General features: G+C 58.7%; 23 protein-coding genes. 12 read left to right on the top strand and 11 right to left on the bottom strand.

Annotation, left to right across the window (positions count from 1 at the left end):
- Positions 1-142: 142 nt before the first annotated feature.
- The 12 genes from urtA to MWU49_RS06205 all read left to right on the top strand — a co-directional run bounded on the left by urtA (position 143) and on the right by MWU49_RS06205 (position 12,534).
- Positions 143-1,399, top strand: coding sequence for an urea ABC transporter substrate-binding protein (gene urtA, locus MWU49_RS06260; protein WP_281502108.1), 1,257 nt, complete (start codon positions 143-145; stop codon positions 1,397-1,399).
- A gap of 120 nt (positions 1,400-1,519) precedes the next feature.
- Positions 1,520-2,446 (top strand): urea ABC transporter permease subunit UrtB, encoded by a 927-nt coding sequence (gene urtB / locus MWU49_RS06255; protein WP_035230577.1) that lies wholly within the window; start codon positions 1,520-1,522, stop codon positions 2,444-2,446.
- 9 nt (positions 2,447-2,455) lie between these two features.
- Complete coding sequence (gene urtC / locus MWU49_RS06250) at positions 2,456-3,598, top strand: urea ABC transporter permease subunit UrtC (RefSeq protein ID WP_246969545.1); 1,143 nt, start codon at positions 2,456-2,458, stop codon at positions 3,596-3,598.
- Entirely contained in the window at positions 3,595-4,344 is a 750-nt protein-coding gene (gene urtD / locus MWU49_RS06245) for an urea ABC transporter ATP-binding protein UrtD (RefSeq protein WP_246969542.1), read from the top strand. The genes urtC and urtD overlap by 4 nt, the downstream gene beginning before the upstream one ends.
- A gap of 21 nt (positions 4,345-4,365) precedes the next feature.
- Positions 4,366-5,055 (top strand): urea ABC transporter ATP-binding subunit UrtE, encoded by a 690-nt coding sequence (urtE, locus tag MWU49_RS06240; protein WP_246969539.1) that lies wholly within the window; start codon positions 4,366-4,368, stop codon positions 5,053-5,055.
- Between the two features lie 81 nt (positions 5,056-5,136).
- On the top strand, positions 5,137-6,183 hold the full coding sequence (locus tag MWU49_RS06235) for an aliphatic amidase (RefSeq protein ID WP_246969536.1): 1,047 nt from the start codon (positions 5,137-5,139) through the stop codon (positions 6,181-6,183).
- Positions 6,183-7,217 carry an AAA family ATPase gene (locus MWU49_RS06230; RefSeq protein ID WP_246969533.1) on the top strand — a complete coding sequence of 345 codons (1,035 nt, stop codon included), beginning with the start codon at positions 6,183-6,185 and terminating at the stop codon, positions 7,215-7,217. The genes MWU49_RS06235 and MWU49_RS06230 overlap by 1 nt, the downstream gene beginning before the upstream one ends.
- A 471-nt stretch (positions 7,218-7,688) precedes the next feature.
- Positions 7,689-8,918 carry a formamidase gene (gene fmdA / locus MWU49_RS06225; RefSeq protein WP_246969530.1) on the top strand — a complete coding sequence of 410 codons (1,230 nt, stop codon included), beginning with the start codon at positions 7,689-7,691 and terminating at the stop codon, positions 8,916-8,918.
- Positions 8,919-8,935: 17 nt separating this feature from the next.
- Positions 8,936-9,265, top strand: coding sequence for a zinc ribbon domain-containing protein (locus MWU49_RS06220; RefSeq protein ID WP_246969527.1), 330 nt, complete (start codon positions 8,936-8,938; stop codon positions 9,263-9,265).
- A gap of 584 nt (positions 9,266-9,849) precedes the next feature.
- A complete protein-coding gene (gene mpl / locus MWU49_RS06215; protein ID WP_246969524.1) occupies positions 9,850-11,205 on the top strand; it encodes a UDP-N-acetylmuramate:L-alanyl-gamma-D-glutamyl-meso-diaminopimelate ligase in 1,356 nt (451 codons plus the stop codon).
- 268 nt (positions 11,206-11,473) lie between these two features.
- The gene (locus tag MWU49_RS06210; RefSeq protein ID WP_246969521.1) at positions 11,474-11,929 is read left to right on the top strand and encodes a DUF2214 family protein; all 456 of its coding nucleotides are present in this window, start codon (positions 11,474-11,476) and stop codon (positions 11,927-11,929) included.
- A gap of 2 nt (positions 11,930-11,931) precedes the next feature.
- Positions 11,932-12,534 (top strand): flavin prenyltransferase UbiX, encoded by a 603-nt coding sequence (locus MWU49_RS06205; RefSeq protein WP_281502107.1) that lies wholly within the window; start codon positions 11,932-11,934, stop codon positions 12,532-12,534.
- A gap of 397 nt (positions 12,535-12,931) precedes the next feature.
- Here the strand turns inward: MWU49_RS06205 and MWU49_RS06200 are convergent, their stop codons facing one another.
- The 11 genes from MWU49_RS06200 to lipB all read right to left on the bottom strand — a co-directional run bounded on the left by MWU49_RS06200 (position 12,932) and on the right by lipB (position 21,997).
- Positions 12,932-13,645 carry a divalent cation transporter gene (locus MWU49_RS06200; protein WP_246969515.1) on the bottom strand — a complete coding sequence of 238 codons (714 nt, stop codon included), beginning with the start codon at positions 13,643-13,645 and terminating at the stop codon, positions 12,932-12,934.
- Positions 13,646-13,726: 81 nt separating this feature from the next.
- The gene (locus MWU49_RS06195) at positions 13,727-14,449 is read right to left on the bottom strand and encodes an energy transducer TonB (protein WP_246969512.1); all 723 of its coding nucleotides are present in this window, start codon (positions 14,447-14,449) and stop codon (positions 13,727-13,729) included.
- Positions 14,446-14,913 (bottom strand): biopolymer transporter ExbD, encoded by a 468-nt coding sequence (locus tag MWU49_RS06190; protein ID WP_246969509.1) that lies wholly within the window; start codon positions 14,911-14,913, stop codon positions 14,446-14,448. Before MWU49_RS06190 ends, MWU49_RS06195 begins: the two co-directional genes overlap by 4 nt.
- The gene (locus MWU49_RS06185; RefSeq protein ID WP_246969506.1) at positions 14,910-15,290 is read right to left on the bottom strand and encodes a biopolymer transporter ExbD; all 381 of its coding nucleotides are present in this window, start codon (positions 15,288-15,290) and stop codon (positions 14,910-14,912) included. The genes MWU49_RS06190 and MWU49_RS06185 overlap by 4 nt, the downstream gene beginning before the upstream one ends.
- Positions 15,280-15,951 (bottom strand): MotA/TolQ/ExbB proton channel family protein, encoded by a 672-nt coding sequence (locus tag MWU49_RS06180; RefSeq protein WP_246969503.1) that lies wholly within the window; start codon positions 15,949-15,951, stop codon positions 15,280-15,282. The genes MWU49_RS06185 and MWU49_RS06180 overlap by 11 nt, the downstream gene beginning before the upstream one ends.
- A 360-nt stretch (positions 15,952-16,311) precedes the next feature.
- Entirely contained in the window at positions 16,312-16,755 is a 444-nt protein-coding gene (locus MWU49_RS06175) for a copper resistance protein NlpE (RefSeq protein WP_246969501.1), read from the bottom strand.
- 333 nt (positions 16,756-17,088) lie between these two features.
- Entirely contained in the window at positions 17,089-17,808 is a 720-nt protein-coding gene (locus MWU49_RS06170; protein WP_246969500.1) for a class I SAM-dependent methyltransferase, read from the bottom strand.
- A gap of 5 nt (positions 17,809-17,813) precedes the next feature.
- Entirely contained in the window at positions 17,814-18,482 is a 669-nt protein-coding gene (locus MWU49_RS06165) for a glutathione S-transferase (protein ID WP_246969499.1), read from the bottom strand.
- Positions 18,483-18,596: 114 nt separating this feature from the next.
- Complete coding sequence (dacB, locus tag MWU49_RS06160) at positions 18,597-20,105, bottom strand: D-alanyl-D-alanine carboxypeptidase/D-alanyl-D-alanine-endopeptidase (protein ID WP_246969496.1); 1,509 nt, start codon at positions 20,103-20,105, stop codon at positions 18,597-18,599.
- Positions 20,106-20,311: 206 nt separating this feature from the next.
- Positions 20,312-21,292, bottom strand: coding sequence for a lipoyl synthase (lipA, locus tag MWU49_RS06155; RefSeq protein ID WP_246969494.1), 981 nt, complete (start codon positions 21,290-21,292; stop codon positions 20,312-20,314).
- Between the two features lie 33 nt (positions 21,293-21,325).
- Positions 21,326-21,997, bottom strand: a complete 672-nt coding sequence (gene lipB, locus MWU49_RS06150; protein ID WP_246969492.1) for a lipoyl(octanoyl) transferase LipB — start codon at positions 21,995-21,997, stop codon at positions 21,326-21,328.
- Positions 21,998-22,179 lie beyond the last annotated feature (182 nt).

Below are 22,179 nucleotides of genomic sequence, written 5' to 3'. Positions count from 1 at the left end.
GGCTTTCCCGGCATGGGGTATGCGTCAAATGACGTAGTGCGATGGCGCAATCACCGAATGGGAGGAAAAGGACCAGATTCACATACTCGTTGGCGAGGGACACAACGTGCTTCCCGTGAATTTCGCTGATGAGGGGTAAACCATGAAATTGAGCAAAACCCAAACGTCCACCCGCCGGTCGTCCTGGACGCGCCGGCACCTGCTGGGGGGCTTGATGGCCCTGCCGGCGCTGTTCGCCTTGTCCAGCAATGCGCTGGCAAGTGAGGTCAACACCACCGGGCTGGCGGTCACCGATGACACCGTGAAGGTGGGTATCCTGCACTCCATCACCGGCACCATGGCCATCAGTGAGACCGGTTCGGTGCAAGCCGAGAAGCTGGCCATCGAGCAGATCAACGCCTCTGGCGGTGTACTGGGTCGGCAGATCGAATACATCCAGGAAGATGGCGCCAGTGACTGGCCTACCTTCGCCGAGAAATCCCGCAAGCTGCTGGTGAACGACAAGGTGGCCGCGGTATTTGGCTGCTGGACTTCCGCCTCCCGTAAAGCGGTGCTGCCGGTATTCGAGCAGTACAACGGCATGCTCTACTACCCGACCTTCTATGAAGGCCTGGAACAGTCTCCCAACGTGATCTACACCGGTCAGGAAGCTACCCAGCAGATTCTGGCGAGCATCGACTGGCTGAAAGAGGAGAAGGGCGCCAAGACCTTCTACCTGCTCGGCTCTGACTACATCTGGCCGCGTACCTCCAACAAAATTGCCCGCAAGCACATCGACAAGCTGGGCCTGAAAGTGGTGGGCGAAGAGTACTACCCGCTGGGTCACACCCAGTTCAACTCCGTGATCAACAAGATCAAGCTGAAGAAGCCTGACGTGATCTTTGCTTCTGTAGTGGGTGGTTCCAACGTGGCCTTCTACAAGCAGATGAAAGCGGCCGGCGTAGATCTCACCAAAGAGAAGCCTCTGCTGATGACCATCTCCGTGACCGAGGATGAAATCCTGGGTATTGGCGGTGAGAACGTGGAAGGCGCCTACGCTTCCATGAAGTACTTCCAGAGCCTGACCAACTCCAACAACGAAGCCTTCGTGAAAGCGTTCAAGGAACGCTGGGGCGATGACATCGTGATTGGTGACGTGACCCAGGCTGCCTACCTTGGCCCCTGGTTGTGGAAAGCTGCTGTCGAGAAGGCCGGTTCTTTCGATATCGAGAAAGTGCAGGCGGCTTCCCCCGGCATCGAGCTGACCACTGCGCCTGAAGGTTATGTGCGCATCCACGAGAACCATCACCTGTGGTCCAAGGCGCGTATTGGCCAGGCCCAGACCGACGGTCAGTACAAGGTGATCTACGAAACCGAAGAGCTGATGGAACCGGACCCGTTCCCGGAAGGCTACCAGTAAGCACTTGCGTTAACCGGTGCCCAGCTTGATCGGGCACCGGCTTTTCTTTCAACGAATTCTTTCCTGTCTTGCCGACTTTCCTGATCGCAGTAAGCCAATCACTGTTTGGGAGTACCTGCCATGTTCGCTGACTATTCCATGCCGGAGCTGATGTCCATCTTCGCCATGCAGGGGTTTGCCGGCCTGTCGCTGTTTTCCATCTTCGTACTGATGGCGCTGGGGCTGGCAATTATTTTTGGGCAAATGGGCGTGATCAACATGGCCCATGGTGAGTTCATGATTCTGGGTGCCTACACCACGTATCTGACTGCCCAGGTATTTGAAAGTGTCATGCCCGGTTTATACGGGGGTTATTTCTTTGTGGCCATGATTCTGGCCTTTGTTGTCACCTTTGCACTGGGGGCATTGGTGGAATGGTTGATGATACGACATCTCTATCATCGGCCGCTGGATACCTTGCTGGCCACCTGGGGCCTGAGCCTGATTCTGCAACAGACCTACCGCAGCGTGTTTGGTGCCCGTGAAGTGGGTGTCAGCCTGCCGGACTGGATGATGGGTTCCATTGCCGTGACCGATCTGGTGGAGATTCCCATCAACGGTCTGTTCGTGATGGTGTTGTCGCTGCTGATCGCCTTCGCCGTTTATCTGCTGATGTTCCGTTCCGGCTGGGGCCGTCAGGTTCGTGCTGTCGTGCAGAACCGTCCCATGGCCGAAGCCGTGGGTATCGACAGTGGCCGGGTTGACCGGGTCACCTTCGCACTGGGCTGCGGCATCGCCGGTGTGGCTGGCAGCGCCTTTACCATGATCGGTTCCACCGGCCCGACCTCCGGGCAGCTGTATATCGTGGATACCTTCCTGGTGGTGGTCTTCGGTGGCGCCCAGAGTCTGCTTGGCACCATTGCCTCTGCCTTCACCATTTCCCAGGCCCAGTCCACCATGGAGTTCTTCCTGAGTGGTTCCATGGCCAAGGTTCTGACCCTGCTGTTTGTGGTCGGCATTCTGATGCTGCGCCCGCAAGGTTTGTTCGCCCTGAAAGTGCGTCGCTAGGAGGCTGCCATGAAAGCAAATATGTTCATCGAATGGTTGAAGTCCCGCGAGGGCATCTACTATCTGCTGCTGGCCTTGCTGCTGGTAGTGGTCTTCCCGCTGGCGCTGGATTCCTTCCGCCTCAACATGGTCGGCAAATACCTGACCTATGCCTTCGCGGCGCTGGGGCTGGTGTTGTGCTGGGGTCGCAGTGGCATTCTCAGTCTGGGGCAGGGGATCTTCTTTGGTCTGGGTGGTTACTGCATGGCCATGTTCCTCAAGCTGGAAGCGTCCAGCCCGGAGAACACCGCCATTCAGTCTACCCCGGGGATCCCTGACTTCATGGACTGGAACCAGCTCACCGCGCTGCCGTGGTTCTGGGAACCCTTCCACAGCTTTTCCTTCACCCTGATTGCGGTGCTGGCGGTACCGGCGTTGCTGGCCTTCATCATCGCGGTGGCCATGTTCAAGCGTCGTGTGGGTGGCGTGTACTTTGCCATCATCACCCAGGCCATTGCTGCCATTCTGACCATCCTGATCATCGGTCAGCAGGGCTTCACTGGCGGGGTCAACGGGATTACCGATCTGCGCACCCTGATGGGGTGGGATATCCGCACCGATGAAGCCAAAACCCTGTTGTACTTCGTCTGTGTGGGCATGCTGTTTGTCTGCCTGATCGTGGGTGCCTGGGTGATGCGCAGCAAGCTCGGCCGGATTCTGCTGGCCATGCGCGATCAGGAAGACCGGGTACGCTTCTCCGGTTATGACGTGGCTTCCTTCAAGATCTTCGTGTTCTGTCTGGCGGCCATGTTTGCCGGTATCGGTGGCGCCATGTTTACCCTGCAGGTGGGCTTCATGTCTCCCTCCTTTGTGGGCATCGTGCCTTCCATCGAGATGGTGATCCTGTGTGCGGTAGGCGGCCGGAACTCCTTGCTGGGTGCCATCTACGGCGCGCTGATCGTGAATGCCGCGAAGACCTTCTTCTCTGAATCCTTCCCGGAACTGTGGCTGTACGGTCTCGGCGTGTTGTTCATCGCCGTGGTGTTGGCCTTCCCGGATGGTCTGGCGGGTCTCTATCGCCGCTATGTCATGCCGCTGGAAAGCAAACTTCCCGCCATGCTGCGTCGCGGCAATGCTGAAGCACAAACCCTGCCTGTGGAGGAAGCCAAATGAGCCCGAGCAAACAAGATTTCATTCTGGCAGTGGAAGGATTGACGGTGTCCTTTGATGGCTTCAAGGCCGTGAATGACTTGTCACTCTACCTGGAACCCAAAGAGATTCGCGTGATCATCGGCCCCAATGGGGCTGGCAAGACCACGGTACTGGATCTGATCTGTGGCAAGACCAAGGCCACCGATGGCTCCATCAAGTTCCAGGGCAAGGAGCTGACCAAAATGAGCGAACACAACATTGTTCGCTCGGGAGTCGGACGCAAGTTTCAGAACCCGTCCATCTATGAAGATCTGACTGTTTTCGAAAACCTGGAAGTGTCCTACCCGGCTGGAAGGTCGGTAATTGGCGCGCTGGCCTTTAAACGTGATGCGGAAGTGATCAAGGCGGTGGAGGAAGTGGCTGAAACCATCTTTCTCACCGAGATGCTTCATCAGGAAGCAGCGTTGCTCAGCCATGGCCAGAAGCAGTGGCTGGAGATCGGCATGTTGCTGATCCAGAAGCCGGACTTGCTGATGCTGGATGAACCGGTGGCCGGCATGTCCGTGGCAGAGCGGAAAAAAACCGCCGAACTGCTGCGTGTTATCACTGAAAACCACACAGTGTTGGTGATCGAACACGACATGCAGTTTGTCGGTGATATTGCTGACCGCGTGACGGTGATGCATCAGGGCAAGGTGTTGTCCGAAGGCTCCATCGATCACGTCAAGCAGGATCCGAAAGTCATCGAAGTCTATCTGGGACACTGACGCTTAGGCGAGGTACTGAATATGTTGAATGTATCGAATCTGCAGGTGGCTTACGGCCAGAGCACCATTATCAGCGACATGAATTTGAACATCGCCGAGAACGAAATTGTGGCGGTGGTAGGGCGCAACGGCATGGGCAAGACCACGCTGATGAAATCCCTGATCGGGATGGAAAAAATGCGTGGTGGCAAGGCCGAGCTGGATGGCCAGGATCTGTCTCCACTGAAAAGTTTTCAGCGCGTGAAAGCCGGTCTGGGTTTTGTGCCCCAGGGGCGAATGATCTTTCCGACCCTGACCGTGAAAGAAAATATCGAAACCGGCCTGGCCGCCGTCGGTGAAAAGAAAGTGCCGGAAGACCTCTATGAGTTGTTCCCGGTGCTGAAGGAAATGCAGAACCGCCGCGGCGGCAACCTGTCGGGCGGTCAGCAACAGCAGCTGGCCATCGCCCGGGCCCTGGCAACCCGACCCAAGGTGTTGCTGCTGGATGAGCCTACCGAAGGGATCCAGCCCTCCATCATCAAGGACATGGCCAAGACGCTGAAGCGTATCCGTGACGAGCGTGGGCTGTCCATTGTGGTGTCCGAGCAGGTGTTGAGCTTCGTGATGGATGTGGCCGACCGCATCCTGGTGATCGAGAAAGGCAAGATCGTCCACGAGGAAAGCGGCGACGATGTGAACCAGGAAAAAATCGCGGCCTACCTGGCGGTGTAACACCGCCAGCGTTTTCCAGGGAGCCTCTGAGCGTGCAAGGCGTTGATCAGAGGCTCCCCCTAACGTATTCAGGAGAGAGAGATGCGACACGGAGATATTTCCAGCAGTAACGATACCGTTGGCGTGGCGGTGGTGAACTACAAGATGCCGCGTCTGCATACCAAGGCTGAAGTTCTGGACAATGCCCGCAAGATTGCCGACATGATCAAGGGCATGAAGCAGGGCTTGCCGGGCATGGATCTGGTGGTGTTTCCGGAATACAGCACCATGGGCATCATGTATGACCCGGATGAAATGATGGAGACTGCCGCTACGGTGCCCGGGGATGAAACCGCCATCTTTTCGGCGGCCTGCCGTGAAGCCAACACCTGGGGGGTATTTTCCCTCACCGGTGAGCGCCACGAGGAACATCCCGCCAAGGCGCCCTACAACACCCTGGTGTTGATCAACAATGAAGGCGAGATCGTCCAGAAATACCGCAAGTGCATTCCCTGGTGTCCTATCGAAGGTTGGTATCCCGGTGACACCACCTATGTCACCGAAGGCCCCAAGGGACTGAAGATCAGCCTGATCATCTGCGACGACGGCAACTACCCGGAAATCTGGCGGGACTGCGCCATGAAAGGTGCCGAGCTGATTGTCCGTTGCCAGGGTTACATGTATCCGGCGAAAGAGCAGCAGGTGATGATGGCCAAGTCCATGGCCTGGGCCAATAACTGTTATGTGGCGGTGGCAAATGCCACCGGTTTTGATGGCGTGTACTCCTACTTCGGCCACTCCGCGCTGATCGGTTTTGACGGCCGCACCCTGGGGGAATGTGGCGAAGAGGATATGGGTGTGCAGTATGCGCAACTGTCTGTCAGCCAGATCCGCGATGCCCGCGCCAATGATCAATCCCAGAACCACTTGTTCAAACTGCTGCACCGTGGCTACACCGGTATGCATGCTTCCGGTGATGGCGACAAGGGCGTGGCAGATTGTCCGTTCGACTTCTATCGCACCTGGGTGATGGATGCGCAGAAAGCGCAGGAAAATGTGGAAGCCATGACGCGCTCTACCGTTGGTGTGGCGGAATGTCCGGTGGGTGAGCTGCCCGTGGAGGGCAAAGAGAAAACGGCAGGTGGCTGATGCCCTTCATCAATGAGCAGCTGATGGCGAACAAGGAGGTGGCAGACCGGCAGCGCTGGTCTGTCGACCCCGGTCGCCAGAGCCGTTTCCTGTTCGATCCGGCTGAGACCATGGCTCGCCTGCGGGCGCGCATCGTTGGCCAGGATCATGTGCTGGATAGCATCGACAACATGCTGCAGGTGCTCAAGGCGGATATCGGTGCTGCGGATCGTCCGTTAACCGTGCAGCTGTTTGTCGGGCCTACCGGTGTGGGCAAGACCGAAACCGTCCGGCTGCTGGCGGAAGCCATTCATGGAAGTGCGGATGCAGTGTGCCGCATCGACATGAGCACCCTGGCCCAGGAGCACTATGCGGCCTCACTGACGGGCGCACCGCCAGGCTATGTGGGTAGCAAGGAAGGGCAGACCCTGTTCGATGTGGATGCCATTGCCGGCAGCTTCAGTAAACCCGGTATTGTGCTGTTTGATGAATTGGAGAAAGCCAGCCCGGAGGTAGTGCGTGCCCTGTTGAATGTGCTTGAACGGGGGCGCTTGAGATTAAGTGCGGGCAACCGGGAAATTGATTTTCGTAATAGTCTGATCTTTATGACCAGCAATGTGGGAGCCGCTCAGGTGTCCCGGTTGAGTCGGCAGCAGCAGAAACGCTGGTGGAGCTGGGGCAACGCCCGGCAGCAGATCCACGATGTGGTGGATCAGGCGCTGCATCAACGCTTTGATCCTGAATTCCTCAACCGTATCGATAACATCATTACCTTCAATCCCCTCGACAAGGATCTCAGTGAGCAGCTGCTCGATATCGAGCTGGATCGTCTTAATCGTGTTTTGCAAAAGCGTAAGGTGGTACTGAGCCTCGGGGAGGGAGCCCGACGGCATCTTTGCCGTTCCCTGGACGCCCGCTTCGGCGCCCGGGAAATGGCCCGCCGGGTTCGCAATGAACTCTCCCCGCCATTGGCCCGGGTGATGCTGGACTATCCCCAGGCAGATACCTTTGAGGCGCGGATGGAAGGTGGGGCGCTGATCGTGATTCCGGTGTAGGGATGCTGGACGCAGGCTGCCTGATGCAAAAAGGCCCGCCCGGTAACCCGGGCGGGCCTTTTTGCATCGGTAAAACACTCGCTATACCCCGCTGTAGGAGCGAGCCTGCTCGCGATCCGAGCCTAAGCGAGGTAAGGATTCCAGAAGCACATCTCGAAGATCAAAACCCAAACCGCTTTCCATGCTGCTGTTCTGCCTTTCGAAACTCGTTTCTCGTAACTCGAAACTCATCACCTCGCTTGGGCTCGGATCGCTTGCAGGCAAGCTCCCACATTGTTTCTCCGTTGCCTCCTTTCTTTTGCATGATGCGTGTTGCAGCCGCAGCGCGGCCATCAATACGTCAAATGACGTACTCCGAGTGGGACATGGGCGAATGGTGGTGTGGGGTGAATTTTCCGATAGTGGTTCTGCAACGACGGGAGCACTGCAAAGACAGTGGATCCCTGTGGCTAAACCGGAGGAGAGCTCACCATGGCTGAAACGATTATCAAGATCGACCTGAACCAATCGCCTTATGAAAACGAAAACATCCATAACCGCTGGCACCCGGATATTCCCATGGCCAAGATGGTCAAGCCGGGTGACGACTTTATCCTCGAATGCCATGACTGGACCGGTGGCCAGATCAAGAATGATGACTGCGCCGACGACGTGCGCGATGTGGATCTCACCCAGGTACACTTCCTGACCGGCCCGGTAGGCGTGGAAGGGGCTGAGCCTGGTGACCTGCTGGTGGTGGATATTCTCGATATCGGCACCTTTGAAGAAAGCCAGTGGGGCTTCAACGGCTTCTTCTCCAAGCAGAACGGCGGTGGCTTCCTGACTGAACACTTCCCGGAAGCACAGAAGTCGATCTGGGATTTCAACGGCATGTTCACCAAGTCCCGCCATATTCCCAATGTGGAGTTTGCGGGTCTGATTCACCCGGGCCTGATCGGTTGTCTGCCTTCCAAGGAAATGCTGGACGAGTGGAACAGCCGGGAGAAAGAACTCTACGATACCGAGCCCGACCGTGTTCCCGGCTTGGCCAACCTGCCTTACGCCGACACCGCCCACATGGGCAAGCTGAGCGGCGATGCCAAGGCCAAGGCAGCTGCAGAGGGCGCCCGTACCGTACCGCCCCGTGAACACGGTGGAAACTGTGATATCAAGGATCTCTCCCGGGGTTCCCAGGTGTACTTCCCTGTCTACGTGAAAGATGCCGGTCTGTCCGTTGGTGATCTGCACTTTAGCCAGGGCGACGGTGAAATCACTTTCTGCGGTGCTATCGAAATGGCCGGCTGGATTCACCTGCGGGTGAATATCATCAAGGGCGGCATGGAGAAGTACGGCATCAAGAACCCGATCTTCAAGCCCAGCCCCATGGCGCCGAAGTATGACGACTACCTGATCTTCGAAGGTATCTCCGTGGATGAGGAAGGCAAACAGCACTATCTGGACGTGCATGTGGCCTACCGTCAGGCCTGTCTGAACGCCATCGAGTACCTGAAGAAGTTTGGTTACACCGGGGCCCAGGCCTACGCCTTGCTCGGCTGTGCGCCGGTACAGGGGCATATCAGTGGGGTGGTGGATGTTCCCAATGCCTGTGCCACCCTGTGGCTGCCCACGGATATCTTCGACTTCGATATCAAGCCGGGGATGGACGGGCCGCAACACAGCGTGGCCGGCAGCACTGACGTACCGCTGTCCAAAGACAAGTAACAGGATAGGAGCTGATCATGCCGCTTTATGACTACAAGTGTTCCGAGCACGGCCTGTTTCACGATCTGGTGCCCATGCAGGCCTCCGGTGAATGTGCCCCCTGTCCCACCTGTGGTGCGCTCTCCGCCCGGGTGATTATGGTGGCGCCGGAGCTGCTGGATATGGCACCGGAACGACGCCAGGCCTTTGAACGGAATGAGAAGGCAGCCCACGAGCCTCGTCATGGCAACGAGCACTCTGAGAAAGAACAGGGCTGCTGTCATCACAAGCGCAAGTCCAAGCTGTTCTACACCGCGGAGGGCAACAAGATGTTCCCGTCGGCACGGCCCTGGATGATCAGCCATTGATTGCTATTGATCTACGGCAGTAAGGCGTCAACGGCGACGCCTTAACCTTCCCTTGCGGGCAACTGGATGTTGCCCGTTTTTTTGGGTTCATCGCGGGTTAGCGGGAATGGCTTATGGCAAAGACCATTCCGTAGGAGCGTCGCTGGCGGCGCGATTCCAAGACCAGGATCAAAAGCTGTCTCACCACAGAGGCCACCGAGAAAAGCAGGCTTTCACTCTGTGTGCTCTGTGGCCTCTGTGGTAAATGTCATTTTTCAATTCTGGGTTATCGCGCCGCCAGCGACGCTCCTACGGAAAGGGGGAGGCTTGAATCGGGCTTTTCCCGGAAATCCGCGATGAACCTGTTTTTGCCGCTTCGCGACCGTAACAAGCAACACGCTTTACGCAACACGGGAAAAGCCACAGGCTACAACGCGAGTCGGCTGCCACGGCCTTCCTTATGTCTCATTTGCTCAAACGGGTTCATGCTTTTCGCAACTCGTGACTCGAAACTCGCTTCTTTCCTGTTCATTCCTTCTTCCGGGTCTTCACCTGACGCGGGGGAGCCGTTAAGGTTCAGGGATTCACAGACAGGCGCGATCTCAATGCATATTCATATTCTCGGTATCTGCGGTACTTTCATGGGCTCGCTGGCGCAATTGGCCAAGGCCCAGGGCCATCGGGTCACCGGCAGCGACCAGAACGTCTACCCGCCCATGAGCGACCAGCTGGAGGCCGCGGGTATCGAGCTCATCCAGGGCTATGATCCTGCCCAGCTGGACCCCGCCCCGGATCTGGTGGTGATTGGTAATGCATTGAGTCGTGGCAACCCTGCCGTGGAGGCGGTGCTGGACAAGGGGCTGGCCTATACTTCTGGCGCCCAGTTGCTGGAAGAAGTGGTGCTGCCGGGCCGCTGGGTGCTGGCAGTGGCGGGCACCCACGGCAAGACTACCACCAGCTCCATGCTGGCATGGATTCTGGAACATGCGGGCCTTAACCCCGGCTACCTGATCGGTGGGGTGCCGGGTAACTTCGGGGTCTCTGCCCGTCTTGGTGAAACGCCTTTCTTTGTGGTGGAAGCTGACGAATACGACACCGCCTTCTTCGACAAGCGCAGCAAGTTTGTCCACTACCGTCCGCGCACGGTAATCCTGAACAATCTGGAATTTGACCACGCCGATATCTTTGCTGATCTCGCCGCCATCCAGACCCAGTTCCATCATCTGATTCGCACTATTCCTGCCAGCGGCAGGATCATCCTTCCCCATGGCGAAGCCGCTCTGGAAGAAACCCTGGAGAAGGGCTGCTGGAGTGAGGTAGAGCGCTTTGGCGAGGAAGAGTCACTGGGCTACCGTCTCGACAAAGAGGATGGTTCCAGCTTTACCGTGCTGGAAAATGGCCAGCCAGTGGCCCAGGTGAACTGGGGGCAGACCGGCCGTCACAGCGTCAACAACGGCATGGCAGCCCTGCTGGCAGCCCGTCATGTGGGTGTGACCCTGGCCGACGGTGCGGCGGCGCTGAGCGAGTTTGTCGGCGTGAAGCGTCGCATGGAACTGCGCGGAGAAGTGGATGGGGTCCGGGTCTACGATGATTTCGCCCACCACCCCACGGCCATCGCCACCACTCTGGAAGGTCTGCGTCGCAAGGTGGGCGAGGGGCGTATCCTCGCCATCATCGAGCCGCGCTCCAACACCATGCGCATGGGCAGTCATAAAGCCGCCCTGGCCGGTAGCATCGTGTCCGCGGATGAAGTGATCTGGTATCAGCCGCCGGGCCTGGACTGGTCGCTGGACTCCGTTCTTGAAGAATCCACGGTGCCGTCATCCGTCAGCGAATCACTGGATGACATCATCGCCCGCGTGGTTGCCCACAAGGGGGAATCCCTGGATGTGGTGGTAATGAGCAACGGCGGTTTTGGCGGGATTCATCAGAAGTTGCTGGATGCACTGGCGGGGGAGTAGCTACAAGCTGCAAGCTACAACGCGGGATACGGTTATCCAAAGGGGAGGCCGTGCCCACGCTTAAAGCTTTCTCAAAACCAGCAGGATTGATCCTCGTCATATTGTCGCCAGGGTCAGGCTTTTACAGTAAAAATGCTCTGATAGAGGGCTGCGGTTGTGGTGTTGAAACCCGTGTACTCCTCTAACCTTTTAATCGCGGGTACGGCATCGCATCAGCTGCGGCCTTTCTCGCGTTGTAGCTTGCAGCTATCTTTTCAAGGGGTGTTTCATGTTCTGGTCCGTATTCTGGGCGTCTGTCCATTATCTGGGTATTCTGGTGTTGTTCGGCTGCGTGTATGGCATGTTGCTGTTCTGGCGCACCCAGGTGAACGAGTACAATCTGCGTACCCTGCTATGGCTGCATGTGGCCTACTGGGTATCGCTGCTGGTGGTGCTGGTCAGCGGGCTGGCGCGGGCAGGGTGGACCGAGAAGGGCATGGCGTTTTACATGGCCAACCCGTGGTTTCACGCCAAGGTGACCGTGTTTGTGTTGATAATTCTGCTCAGTCTTTACCCGGTCAAGGTGATGCGGGCCTGGCGTCGTGGTGCGGGTGCGGATGAAGTGCCAGCCGTGACACCGGAATTACAGAAGACCTTGCGCCGTAGCCTGGTAGCCGAAATACACTTGATATCGTTGATGCCGATTTTTGGTGCCTTGATGGCACGCGGCGTCGGAATGGGATGACTATGAGCAAACGCGTCACGCTGGCGTTTACCGGTGCCTCCGGTGCGCCCTACGGATTACGACTGTTGCAGTGCCTGTTGCTGGCCGACTGCGAGGTGTTCGTGATCTTGTCCAAGGCGGCGCGGATTGTGATCGGCACGGAAACCGAATTGTCGCTGCCCGCCGGCACCGGCAAGGCCGAGCAGGCATTGCGTGACTGGGTCGCTACCGATAAGGGCAAGCTGGTGGTGTGTGGTCTGGAGCAGTGGACCGCGCCGGTGGCTTCCGGCAGTGGTGCTCCTGCCGCCATGGTGGTGTGTCCCTGTTCCACCGGTACCTTGTCGGCCATTGCCAGCGGCGCCAGTGACAACCTGATCGAGCGCGCTGCGGATGTGGCTATCAAGGAAGGCCGAAAACTGATCCTGGTCCCGCGAGAAACCCCGTTCTCCGCCATCCACCTGGAAAACATGCTCAAGCTGTCCCGCCTCGGCGTCACCATCATGCCCGCCGCCCCCGGTTTCTATCATCAGCCGGAAAGTGTTTCGGATCTGGTGGACTTCATGGTCGCCAGGTTGCTGGATCATCTCGGCATCGAGCAGAGCCTGGTGAAGCGCTGGGGAGAATAGAGAATAGCTACGAGCTACAAGCTACAAGCTACGCTTGATTGGATAGAAGACCCCGTGAAAGTTCCCAGGCTTCTACATTTCTACGAAGCCGCTGTAGGAGCGTGCCTGCACGCGATCCGAGCCCAGGCGAGGTAAGGATTCCAGAGTCGCTTTTTCGGGCTGGCTCTCCCACCAAACTGCAGGGCGATCAAGGGTTTCCGTGCTCGACGGGTCTCTCAACATTACTCCCTTCGGTTGCCTCGCTGCGCGAGGATCGCGTGCAGGCAAGTTATTCGCTGCGCTCACCCTTCGGGCCAGCCTTCGGCTGTTACCTCCGTTGCACTCCGGTTCCTACAGCGCGGCTTGAATGTGCTATCGATTTTTCTCACAGCTGGAAACTCATAGCTCCCAGCTGCTTTTACCCCACCAGCAAATGCCCCACCAACCCCAACGCAAAACCTGCCACAGCACCCTGTGACGGCGCCCAAGCCCGCTTGAGAGGCACTTGCGGGGCGATGTCCTGGAACACCAGATAGAGAATGCCGCCGCTGGTGAACAGCATGATGCCGCCCAGGGTCACGGGCATATCGACCAGTACGGCAAAACCCAGCCAGGCGCTGACCGGGCCAAGCAGTGCCAGCCCGGTGAAGGCGAGGATGATCTTGCCGGGCGCCAGTCCTTCACTGTCACGAATTTCCCGGTAGGCATTGAATCCTTCCGGCAGATTTTGCAGGCCGATCAGGAAAGCCAGCAGGTAAGCCTGGCCGCCGCCCACGGCCAGTGCCGCCCCCAGGGCGATGGCTTCCGGAACAAAGTCCAGCAGCATGGCCAGTAGTTGCGACATGGCGCCGCCTTTGGCAGCGAGGGCGCGATCAATCAGCATGAAGGCGATGCCGCCACCGACAAACAGCAGGGTGGCCGACACGGGGGTATGGTGTTTGGCGCCCTCTGGCACCAGTACCAGCGCCACGGCGGCAAGCAAAGCACCGCCGCCGAAGGCAATGATGGTGTGGCGCACTTCCTGACGTAACCAGTCGCGGGCAATTCTTTCTTTCACGGCGATCAGCGCGCCTGCCGCCATGCTCAGGCCAGCCGCCAGACTCAGCAGTAATGCCAGCGTCAGTGGATTCATCCAGAGTCCTTTTGATAGAGGGGAATCACAGGGCAGGGAGCCCCTGCCTTTCACCGAAAATACGGACAGGCAGGAGCAGGATCAACTGTTGTTGAGGTTGTAGTTCACCGGCACGGTGATGCTGACGGGGATCGTTTCCAGCTCACGGGGCGGGGCCTCGAAGCGCAGTCGGGAAAGCAGCTCCAGTGTGGCCCGGTCGAGGATGCGGCTGCCGGAGCTGTCGGTGAGCGCCACCTGCTCGGCACGGCCACTGGCATTGATGGCAAAGCGGATCTTCACGGTACCCTCCTGGCGACGCATGCGTGCCCGATGCGGGTACTGCTTGTGGCTTTCGATGGTGTTGCGCACCGTGGCCAGATAGCGTTTGAGCAGGGTGTCGTTATTGCCGCTTTGATCGGCACCCTGGCCGGGATCACCAGCGATTCCCTTGGCGCCTTGTTGCTGGTTCTGTGAGGCGCTCTGTTGCGCTTCTGCCAGCGACTCATCCGTGGCAACGGTTTCCTGCTGCACCACTTCTTCCACGGGGTCCGGCTTGGGTTCCGGTTTTGGCTGCGGTTTCTTTACCACGGGCTTGGGCTTGGGTTTTGCCTTGGGTTTGGGTTTGGGTTGGGGTTTTGGCTGGGGCTTCGGCTGCGGTGCCACGGCAGGAGCGAGTGCCGGTGGCGCAGACAGATTGATGGCGATTTCGGTGACGCCGGGCTGGGCCGGACGGCCGCCCGCCAGCGTCAGCGCCCCGACGGTAACCAGGACGCTGGCATGGACAACGATGGACAGGCCCCAGGCCAGTAACGTGCGCGTGTTCATGGTTGCGTATTGTCCCCGTTGCTGGTGGCAGGGTCTCCCTGGGTCACCAGTCGCACCTGCTCCACGCCCATGCCCTGCAAGACTTCCAGGCGCTGGCGCAAGGATGCCATGGTAATGCCCGCGTCGGCCAGCAGGCGCACTTCAGCGTCCCTGACAGTGTTGCCGGTGGTGTCATCCACTGAGGTGGGCAATTTTTGGATCCGTTCTGCCAGTGCCGCTTCGCTCAGCGGCGTATCGCTGTCTTCGGCGAACCACTGACCATCCTGCTTGAGCACCAGCAACAATTTTTCCCGGGCCTCCTTGCCATTGGCGACCTGACTGACGGGGGTGTCCACCGACACAGTAGGTCGTTTCGCCAGCTGGCCGGCGAGCATGAAGAAAATCAACAATAGAAAGACCACGTTGATCAGCGGCAGTACCGGCTCCAGTGGCGGGCGACGGCTGTGGTTTTCCATGATCATCATGGCAGCAGCTCCAGTTGCACGTCACGGGCGCCGGCGGCCTTGATGTCATCCACGGCGCGCAGCGCCTGCTGCAGGGTGGCATCCGGGCTCACAGTGACCCACACCTTCTGGCTTTTTCTTTCCAGCCGGTCGGCGATGGCGGCGGGGGTGAAGCTGACACCATTGAGCATCAGTGCGCCATCTGCCTTTACTTCCACCACCAGCCACTGGTCCTGCTGTTCAGTGCTGCTGTCCGCCGGCTGCACATTCACGGGCAGGTCGTTGAACTGTCCGAAGCGGGTGGCCAGCATGAAGAACACCAGCAGAATGAACACCACATCAATCAGCGGGGTCAGGCTGATGAAAGGCGCGCGATGGCGTTCCGCTTCAATATGCATGCGATACCGCCGGCTCGCTGCTGTCATCCACGGGTTCGGCGTCGGCCTTGATGTTGCGGACCACTTTCAGGCGGGACAGGCGATCCTGCATCTTTTCCCGGCACTGTTCGATATTACGGTCTGCCCAGTGGAAGGCGGCCAGGGTCGGTATGGCCACGGTCAGGCCGGCGGCGGTGGTCAGCAGGGCTTCCCAGATACCACCGGAAAGAATCGACGGGTCCACTTGGGAGCCGGCGGTTTCCAGTGCCTGGAAAGCGCCGATCATGCCGAAAACGGTGCCCAGCAGGCCGAGCAGCGGGGCGATGGCACTGATCACTTCCAGTACCCGTAGGCCGCCACGCAGATCATCCAGGGCGGAGCGGGCCAGACGCAGGCTTTCTTCCTGCCAGGCGGCTTCGTCAAGATTACGGTTTTTCCAGCACTGCCAGATAACCCGGTCCACCGGACTGGCCAGTTTGCCGGGTTTGGCCGGTTGTTGGCCCTGGCGCAGGGCGTCAAGCAGCTGGTCCGCCTGACGGGTGCCGCCGGGGCGAACCCGGGCAAAGTGCAGCACTTTTGAAATCAGCGTCGCCAGGGCCACCACTGAAAGCAGGGCCAACACCCACATGGTGACGCCACCGCTGACAAACCATTCCGGTAATTGCAGAGAAAGAGGGGGCATGGCGAACTCCTGTGATGACCTGTGCATGGCCTGTCTGAATATGAAAGCGCGCACGACTTTGCGATAACCAGATGACAGTCTCGTGTCAGGGGGTGCGATGGGCTCAGGGCACCCGGGTCAGAAGCAAAGTGGCTTGAATACGGTTCGCGATGGTAGGCCTGAATGGTTGTTAATGCAAGTCATTCTTATTTGCAGTAAGCCGTTAGCCTCCCTTGGTTTGAGTCGCAGGGAGGTATGCGGGTAAATGAAGGGTGTCAGTGCCTGGCGGGCCGAAAGGCGCAGCTTTGCGCCCCCACAGCAGGAGATCGGCGATTGAGCTGGCTGTGGGAGCTTGAGAATACCGGTGTCAGGATTGCTGGCTTATTTGCGCAGCAGACGATAGTTCATGCTGCTTTCAATCACCGCGCCGTTTTCGTCCAGTTGTTCAACGGCATTGACGGCGTCGCGGAGGTATTGGCGAACGGCATCCGGCGTTTCCGGGTTGATGATGTAAAGCTCCATCTGGCGATCATCCTGGATCCGGCTTTCCTGGCTCCAGTCACCACGCTCTACCGCAGTCAGGCCTACCTTGGAGCCTTGCAGGTATTCCTCGCGAAGCTGAAAACGGGTAGGGGCATCGAACTGGTCGCGGTACAGGGTCAGGGTGGTGCGAATACCCGAGCAGTCGGCGCAGGGGAGCATGCCACTGTAAACCACCTTCTGGGCGGTGGGGTTGATGACCACGGGTTCCGGCTCTGGGGGGGGCGTCTGGCAGCCGGCCAGCAGCGTCATAGAGGTCAAACCGGCAATGGTTATCTTCTTCATCGTTTCACTCCCTTGAAAGTTGCGGACATTGTAAGCCGTGGGGGCTCAAGCGCGAGTCAACAGGCCGGTTTTTAACCCTTTTTAGCAATCGTGGAAGTGCGGATTGACTCCCGGGTATGAGATTGATGACAGTGCTCCACCAATGCTTGCAGTGGGCGTTCGATGTGATGACGGCCACCACTGTGGGGGCGGCGAAGCAACAAAAGGTAATGACTGCACGCCATGACCCCGGCAAATACCAGTAAAAAGTACAACAGGATCATCTCACCAGCACTCAGATAAAGTTGCATCCAAGACTAAAAGGACAGTGCCAGCGGTACTGTGGCCACTTTGTTATGGCTTGTTGCGGTCCTGTTGCCGAACGGGTTGCACATGGAACAGGGCGGACAGTGGCAATCGGGTCTCAGGGTCCAGGGGCTCCTGCATGTGCACCAGCCGGCCGGATTGCTGTAGTAGCGTCAGCCAGCCGGCCAGGGAGCGGAAGAACCAGGGGGGCGCTTCACCCAGTTGCTGGCCATGTTCGTTGAGCCCCTGCCATTGGCTGTTCCGCCATCCTTCCCGGTAATCGCCCTGGCAGGCGCTCAGCGGATGGAGGGTCTGGATCAGCAGGTGGCCGTGGGCTGGAAGCAGGTCCAGCAGGGTGGTGACCAGCCGTTGCACGGACTGGTCGCCAAACAGGGAGAAGTTGCATACCGCCAGATCAAACTGGCAATCCGCCAGCGGGCCGGGCAGAGCGTCATACTCCAGACAGAGATAGTGGCTGTGCGGGTCCTGCGCCCGGGCGGCGTTTACCAGACTCTCCACGGCATCCACGCCGGTGACCTGAAAGCCCCGTTTGGCCAGTTTGCGAGCCAGCCACCCCTCGCCGCAGCCCACATCCAGTACCCGGGACGGCTGGTACGACAATACTGCCTGCTCGATAGCCGGGCTGGTGATGATGCGACTGGCCACACTGTCCTGGTCGATCAGTTGTTGCCAGTGGGTGGCGCTGTCGTGCCAGCACTCCAGAACTTTGCGTTCGAAATCGGCTGGATGCTCTGGAGCACGGCTCATGGGATTCAGGTAAGTGGATTGAGCGGGCCGGCGGATGCCACTGCGCGTTGCCAGGCCGGCCGTGCTTCCACCTGTTCGAGAAAACGCTTGATGGCTGGCAAGCCGGCGTTGCTGGTCCGGGCCATGGCAGCCTGCAGCGGGAAGCACATCATGATGTCGGCACAGCCGAGGGTCTCGCCAGCGAACCAGGTGTGGTTGGCCAGGTGTTTTTCGATTATCTCGAGATGGGTTTGCAGCTGTGGATCCAGGAAGCCACCGATCACCTTGCCGCTGATCCCCTTGGCCACCGGCTTCACAAAGAACGGCATGGGTGAGCGGGGGATATGGCTGAAGATCAGCTTCATGACCAGCAATGGTGTCAGCGAACCCTCGGCATAGTGCAGCCAGTAGCGTTCCTGCTGCCAGCGCGGATCACTGGCAGGGATGACCCAGTCAGGGGCGCCATAACGGTTGGCCAGATATTCGATGATGGCACCGGATTCGGCGATAACGGTATCCCCGTCGGTGATCACCGGTGACTTGCCCAGCGGGTGCACCTGGCGCAGCTCGGCGGGTGCCAGCATGGTCTTGCTGTCCCGCTTGTAGTGCTTGATCTGGTATTCCACTCCCAGTTCTTCAAGCATCCAGACGATGCGCAGGGAGCGGGAGTTTTCCAGATGGTGAACAGTGATCATGATTTGCAATCCGGTTTGTGGTGGGAGGGAGTGTCACTGCTGCAGTGAATGCCTGCAGCAGTGTGGCACAAACCGGTCAGTCAATCATGACGCCAATGAACGAGGAGTGAATGGCTACTGATTGGATGCGGTATGGATGGGCTGGAGTCGCGCAGCCAGGTGCACTTGCTCGATCAGCTCGTCCAGCACGGGTTCGGTTTTCCAGGCGCGCATGTCGTTGACCATGGCGACGACTACCCAGGTGGTGTTGTTCTCATCGCGGGTATAGCCGGCAATGGAACGGACATCTTTCAGCGAACCGGTCTTGATATGGCCCATGCCGGCCATGTCAGCATGACCGAGACGACGGCGCATGGTGCCGTCCATGGCCACCAGCGGCAAGGAGGCAATCAGCTCTGCGGAGAAGCGGCTGTTCCAAGCCTGCTCCAGCAATTGTCCCATCTGTCGGGCGGAGATCCGCTCCTTGCGTGACAGGCCGGAGCCGTTTTCAAACACCACTTCCTCGCTGTCGATGCCCTTGGCGGCCATCCATTCCCGAATGGTGCGATCGGCGGCAGCGAGATCATCGGCATCGTCAGGGGTGCGATTTTTTGCGCCCAAGGTCAGATACAGCTGGCGCACCATCACGTTGTTGCTCCATTTGTTGATGTCGCGAACCATGGTGACCAGATCGTGGGAAGAGGTGGTAGCAAGCAATTCGGTGCTGCTGTCGCGGGGGCGCAGGCCTTCGCGGATCTGTCCGGTCAGGGTGCCACCCAGTTGTTCCCACAGCCCTACCAGCAAGGCGCCGGTGTAATCCGCCTGGTCAAGAATGGACAGGTAACTGGACGTGCTGCAGCCCTCCGGCAACACGCCGGTCAGGGTGATTTTGGTCAGGCCGCTCTCCGTCACCGACGGGGTATAGTCGAACTGATAGCGGCGCGGGCAAGAGCCGTATTTGCGTCGCACGATCTGGTTGTCCAGCTCCACCCCGGCCAGGTGCGGTTCCATCCAGCTATGGATGCCCCTTTCATCCGCCCTGGAGCGGATCCGCAGCACGTTGAGGTTGGTCAGCAGCCCGTTGGGCTCTACCAGAAAGGGGGCATTGGGGTTGCCGCCATCATCGTCAAAATCGGCGATGCCGTTGGGAAGATTGAAGACGCTGCCATCCAGCACCAGGTCGCCCTGGATATGGGAAATGCCCATGGAACGCAGCTCACGAAGCAACAGCCACAGTCGTTCTTCGGTCAGTTTGGGGTCGCCGCTGCCTTGGTAATAAAGATTGCCATTGAGGGTATCGCCCTCGATGGTGCCATCGGTGTAGAGGCGGGTATGCCACTGATAGGTAGGCCCCAGCAACTCAAGTGCGGCGTAGGTGGTGACGACCTTCATGATGGAGCCGGGGTTGAAGGGCTGGTCAGCATTCATGAAATGGGCTTCGCCAGGCCCGTTCAGGGGGACAGCGGCCAGCGCGAGATTCTGTTCATCCAGACGCAATTTGTGTGCCTTGCCAAGCACGGTCTTGATAATCGGAGTGGATGTTTCCGCCACGGCACTGGCGCTGCACAGCAAGGAAGTCAGCAGCAGTATCGGCAGCGCAAACGTCTTGTGGAATGTCGTCACTCGGAAGGCGAGCGGCAGCATAGTCGTACCCCTGAAAAAAGCACGTTCCCGGAACGTGTTGAAACGGTTGTTGTTGTTCGTGCCGTTCGGCAAATAGAGATGGCAAGTGGCAATTGCACGGTGAACGACATCGACCGGAACAGCCTACCGCAAACCCGGCGGCAGGTCAGTGTGCCAGTCGATGCATAAATGTAAATTTCGGCGGAGGAAATTGACGTTTTATCGGATCAGTCAGGTTTGTGAATGCCCACGTCGACACCCTTGTGTTGCAGGTCGGCGTGGTAGGAGCTGCGTACCATGGGGCCAGATGCCACGGAGATGAATCCCAGTTCCTCGGCGATGCGTGCATATTCGCGAAATTCGTCCGGATGCACAAAGCGTTCAACCGGAGCGTGGTGCTTGCTGGGCTGCAGATACTGGCCGATGGTGATCATGTCCACGTCGTGGGCACGCAGATCACGGATGGTACCGATTACCTGATCAAAGGTTTCTCCCAGACCGACCATGATGCCACTTTTGGTGCTCACATCCGGACTGCGTGCCTTGTATTGCTTGAGCAGGTCCAGGGAGTGTTGGTAACGGGCACCGGGACGGATGTGTTTATACAGCTCCGGAACGGTTTCAATATTGTGATTGAACACGTCCGGGGCGGTCTGCTCGAGGATATCCAGGGCGGTATCCAGACAGGGGCGGAAATCCGGGGTGAGGATTTCGATAGTCGTGTCCGGGGTGCGGCTACGGACCTGGCGAATACACTCGGCAAAATGCTCGGCGCCGCCATCGGCCAGATCATCCCGGTCCACCGAAGTGATCACCACATAGCTGAGGTTCAGGTTCTCCACCGATTCAGCCAGATGCAGCGGTTCCTCCGGATCCAGTGCATTGGGGCGGCCGAAGCCCACGTCGCAGAAGGCGCAACGGCGGGTACAGATATCGCCCATGATCATGAAGGTGGCGGTGCCACCACCAAAGCATTCCGGCAGATTCGGGCAGGCGGCTTCTTCACAGACGGTATGCAGCTTCTGTTTGCGCAACAGGGTCTTGATACGCTGGATTTCCCCATTGGCAGGTACCCGCACCCGGATCCAGTCGGGCTTGCGCTGGTAGCCGTTTTCTTCGTTGACCAGGGGAATGGTACGAACCTTGTCTGCGCCGCGCAGTTTGTCGCCGATCTGAACCTTGCGCTTGGCCTGTGTCTGCTCGCTCATGGGGTGCCTGTGTGTGCCAGTACCGACAGGGAATCAGTCGATAGGAATTGAATTATCGCTATTGTACCAGTCCGGGGCCGGGGCTGTCCGTGGTGAGAGCCCCAGACGTTTGGCTAAAACGGTCACCAGCTGTTGCTCCATGGCTTCCCGGGTCAGATGAACCCCCTGGGCTTCCAGGGTGGTCATGGGCTGGCCCACATGGCCGCAGGGATTGATGCGCTGCCAGGGCGCCAGATCCATATCCCGGTTGATGGCCAGGCCATGGTAGGTCGCGCCGCGGCGTATGCGCAGTCCCAGCGAGGCAATCTTGGCGCCCTGTACATAGACCCCGGGGGCATCGTCACGGCTGGCGGCCTGAATGCCCAGATCGGCCAGAAACTCGATGATACTTTCCTCAATGGCGGTGACCATGCCGCGGCTGCCCAGCCCCAACCGTTTGATATCCAGCATCAGATAGACCACGGTTTGCCCCGGGCCGTGATAGGTCACTTGCCCGCCACGATCGGTCTTGACCACCGGAATGTCACCGGCATTGAGCACATGCTCGGGCTTGCCGGCCTGGCCAAGGGTGAATACGGGAGGATGTTCCAGTACCCACAGCTCGTCTTGCGTGTCGGGTGTGCGAGTATCAGTGAGATCACGCATGGCCTGCCAGCAGGGGGCATAGTCCACACGGGGGAAATAGCGGATCAGGGCGTCGTTCATGTCGGGGAGTATATCGCAAGCTGCGAGCTATGAGCAGGAGAGGCTGCACGCATCACGCATGATGCAACACGCGGACAATCCTGCTTCTCCGAAGAACGGCTAAGCCTTCCAACTCGTCGAGTTCGGCGGCCCGCAGGATCTGATGCCTCTGTAGGAGCTCCCTTCCAGGGGGCGAACCGAGC

The sequence above is a fragment of the Alcanivorax sp. S6407 genome (assembly GCF_023016115.1).
Taxonomy (GTDB): Bacteria; Pseudomonadota; Gammaproteobacteria; order Pseudomonadales; family Alcanivoracaceae; genus Alcanivorax.
Note: the sequence above shows the minus strand (reverse complement) of the source record. Positions and strands in the feature narration are given on the sequence as shown.

What these genes read in the sequence shown, in the direction of transcription:
- urtA (WP_281502108.1), top strand. Translation starts at nt 143, where the DNA reads ATGAAATTGAGCAAAACCCAAACGTCCACCCGCCGGTCGTCCTGGACG.
- urtB (WP_035230577.1), top strand. Translation starts at nt 1,520, where the DNA reads ATGTTCGCTGACTATTCCATGCCGGAGCTGATGTCCATCTTCGCCATG.
- urtC (WP_246969545.1), top strand. Translation starts at nt 2,456, where the DNA reads ATGAAAGCAAATATGTTCATCGAATGGTTGAAGTCCCGCGAGGGCATC.
- urtD (WP_246969542.1), top strand. Translation starts at nt 3,595, where the DNA reads ATGAGCCCGAGCAAACAAGATTTCATTCTGGCAGTGGAAGGATTGACG.
- urtE (WP_246969539.1), top strand. Translation starts at nt 4,366, where the DNA reads ATGTTGAATGTATCGAATCTGCAGGTGGCTTACGGCCAGAGCACCATT.
- MWU49_RS06235 (WP_246969536.1), top strand. Translation starts at nt 5,137, where the DNA reads ATGCGACACGGAGATATTTCCAGCAGTAACGATACCGTTGGCGTGGCG.
- MWU49_RS06230 (WP_246969533.1), top strand. Translation starts at nt 6,183, where the DNA reads ATGCCCTTCATCAATGAGCAGCTGATGGCGAACAAGGAGGTGGCAGAC.
- fmdA (WP_246969530.1), top strand. Translation starts at nt 7,689, where the DNA reads ATGGCTGAAACGATTATCAAGATCGACCTGAACCAATCGCCTTATGAA.
- MWU49_RS06220 (WP_246969527.1), top strand. Translation starts at nt 8,936, where the DNA reads ATGCCGCTTTATGACTACAAGTGTTCCGAGCACGGCCTGTTTCACGAT.
- mpl (WP_246969524.1), top strand. Translation starts at nt 9,850, where the DNA reads ATGCATATTCATATTCTCGGTATCTGCGGTACTTTCATGGGCTCGCTG.
- MWU49_RS06210 (WP_246969521.1), top strand. Translation starts at nt 11,474, where the DNA reads ATGTTCTGGTCCGTATTCTGGGCGTCTGTCCATTATCTGGGTATTCTG.
- MWU49_RS06205 (WP_281502107.1), top strand. Translation starts at nt 11,932, where the DNA reads ATGAGCAAACGCGTCACGCTGGCGTTTACCGGTGCCTCCGGTGCGCCC.
- MWU49_RS06200 (WP_246969515.1), bottom strand. Translation starts at nt 13,645, where the DNA reads ATGAATCCACTGACGCTGGCATTACTGCTGAGTCTGGCGGCTGGCCTG.
- MWU49_RS06195 (WP_246969512.1), bottom strand. Translation starts at nt 14,449, where the DNA reads ATGAACACGCGCACGTTACTGGCCTGGGGCCTGTCCATCGTTGTCCAT.
- MWU49_RS06190 (WP_246969509.1), bottom strand. Translation starts at nt 14,913, where the DNA reads ATGATGATCATGGAAAACCACAGCCGTCGCCCGCCACTGGAGCCGGTA.
- MWU49_RS06185 (WP_246969506.1), bottom strand. Translation starts at nt 15,290, where the DNA reads ATGCATATTGAAGCGGAACGCCATCGCGCGCCTTTCATCAGCCTGACC.
- MWU49_RS06180 (WP_246969503.1), bottom strand. Translation starts at nt 15,951, where the DNA reads ATGCCCCCTCTTTCTCTGCAATTACCGGAATGGTTTGTCAGCGGTGGC.
- MWU49_RS06175 (WP_246969501.1), bottom strand. Translation starts at nt 16,755, where the DNA reads ATGAAGAAGATAACCATTGCCGGTTTGACCTCTATGACGCTGCTGGCC.
- MWU49_RS06170 (WP_246969500.1), bottom strand. Translation starts at nt 17,808, where the DNA reads ATGAGCCGTGCTCCAGAGCATCCAGCCGATTTCGAACGCAAAGTTCTG.
- MWU49_RS06165 (WP_246969499.1), bottom strand. Translation starts at nt 18,482, where the DNA reads ATGATCACTGTTCACCATCTGGAAAACTCCCGCTCCCTGCGCATCGTC.
- dacB (WP_246969496.1), bottom strand. Translation starts at nt 20,105, where the DNA reads ATGCTGCCGCTCGCCTTCCGAGTGACGACATTCCACAAGACGTTTGCG.
- lipA (WP_246969494.1), bottom strand. Translation starts at nt 21,292, where the DNA reads ATGAGCGAGCAGACACAGGCCAAGCGCAAGGTTCAGATCGGCGACAAA.
- lipB (WP_246969492.1), bottom strand. Translation starts at nt 21,997, where the DNA reads ATGAACGACGCCCTGATCCGCTATTTCCCCCGTGTGGACTATGCCCCC.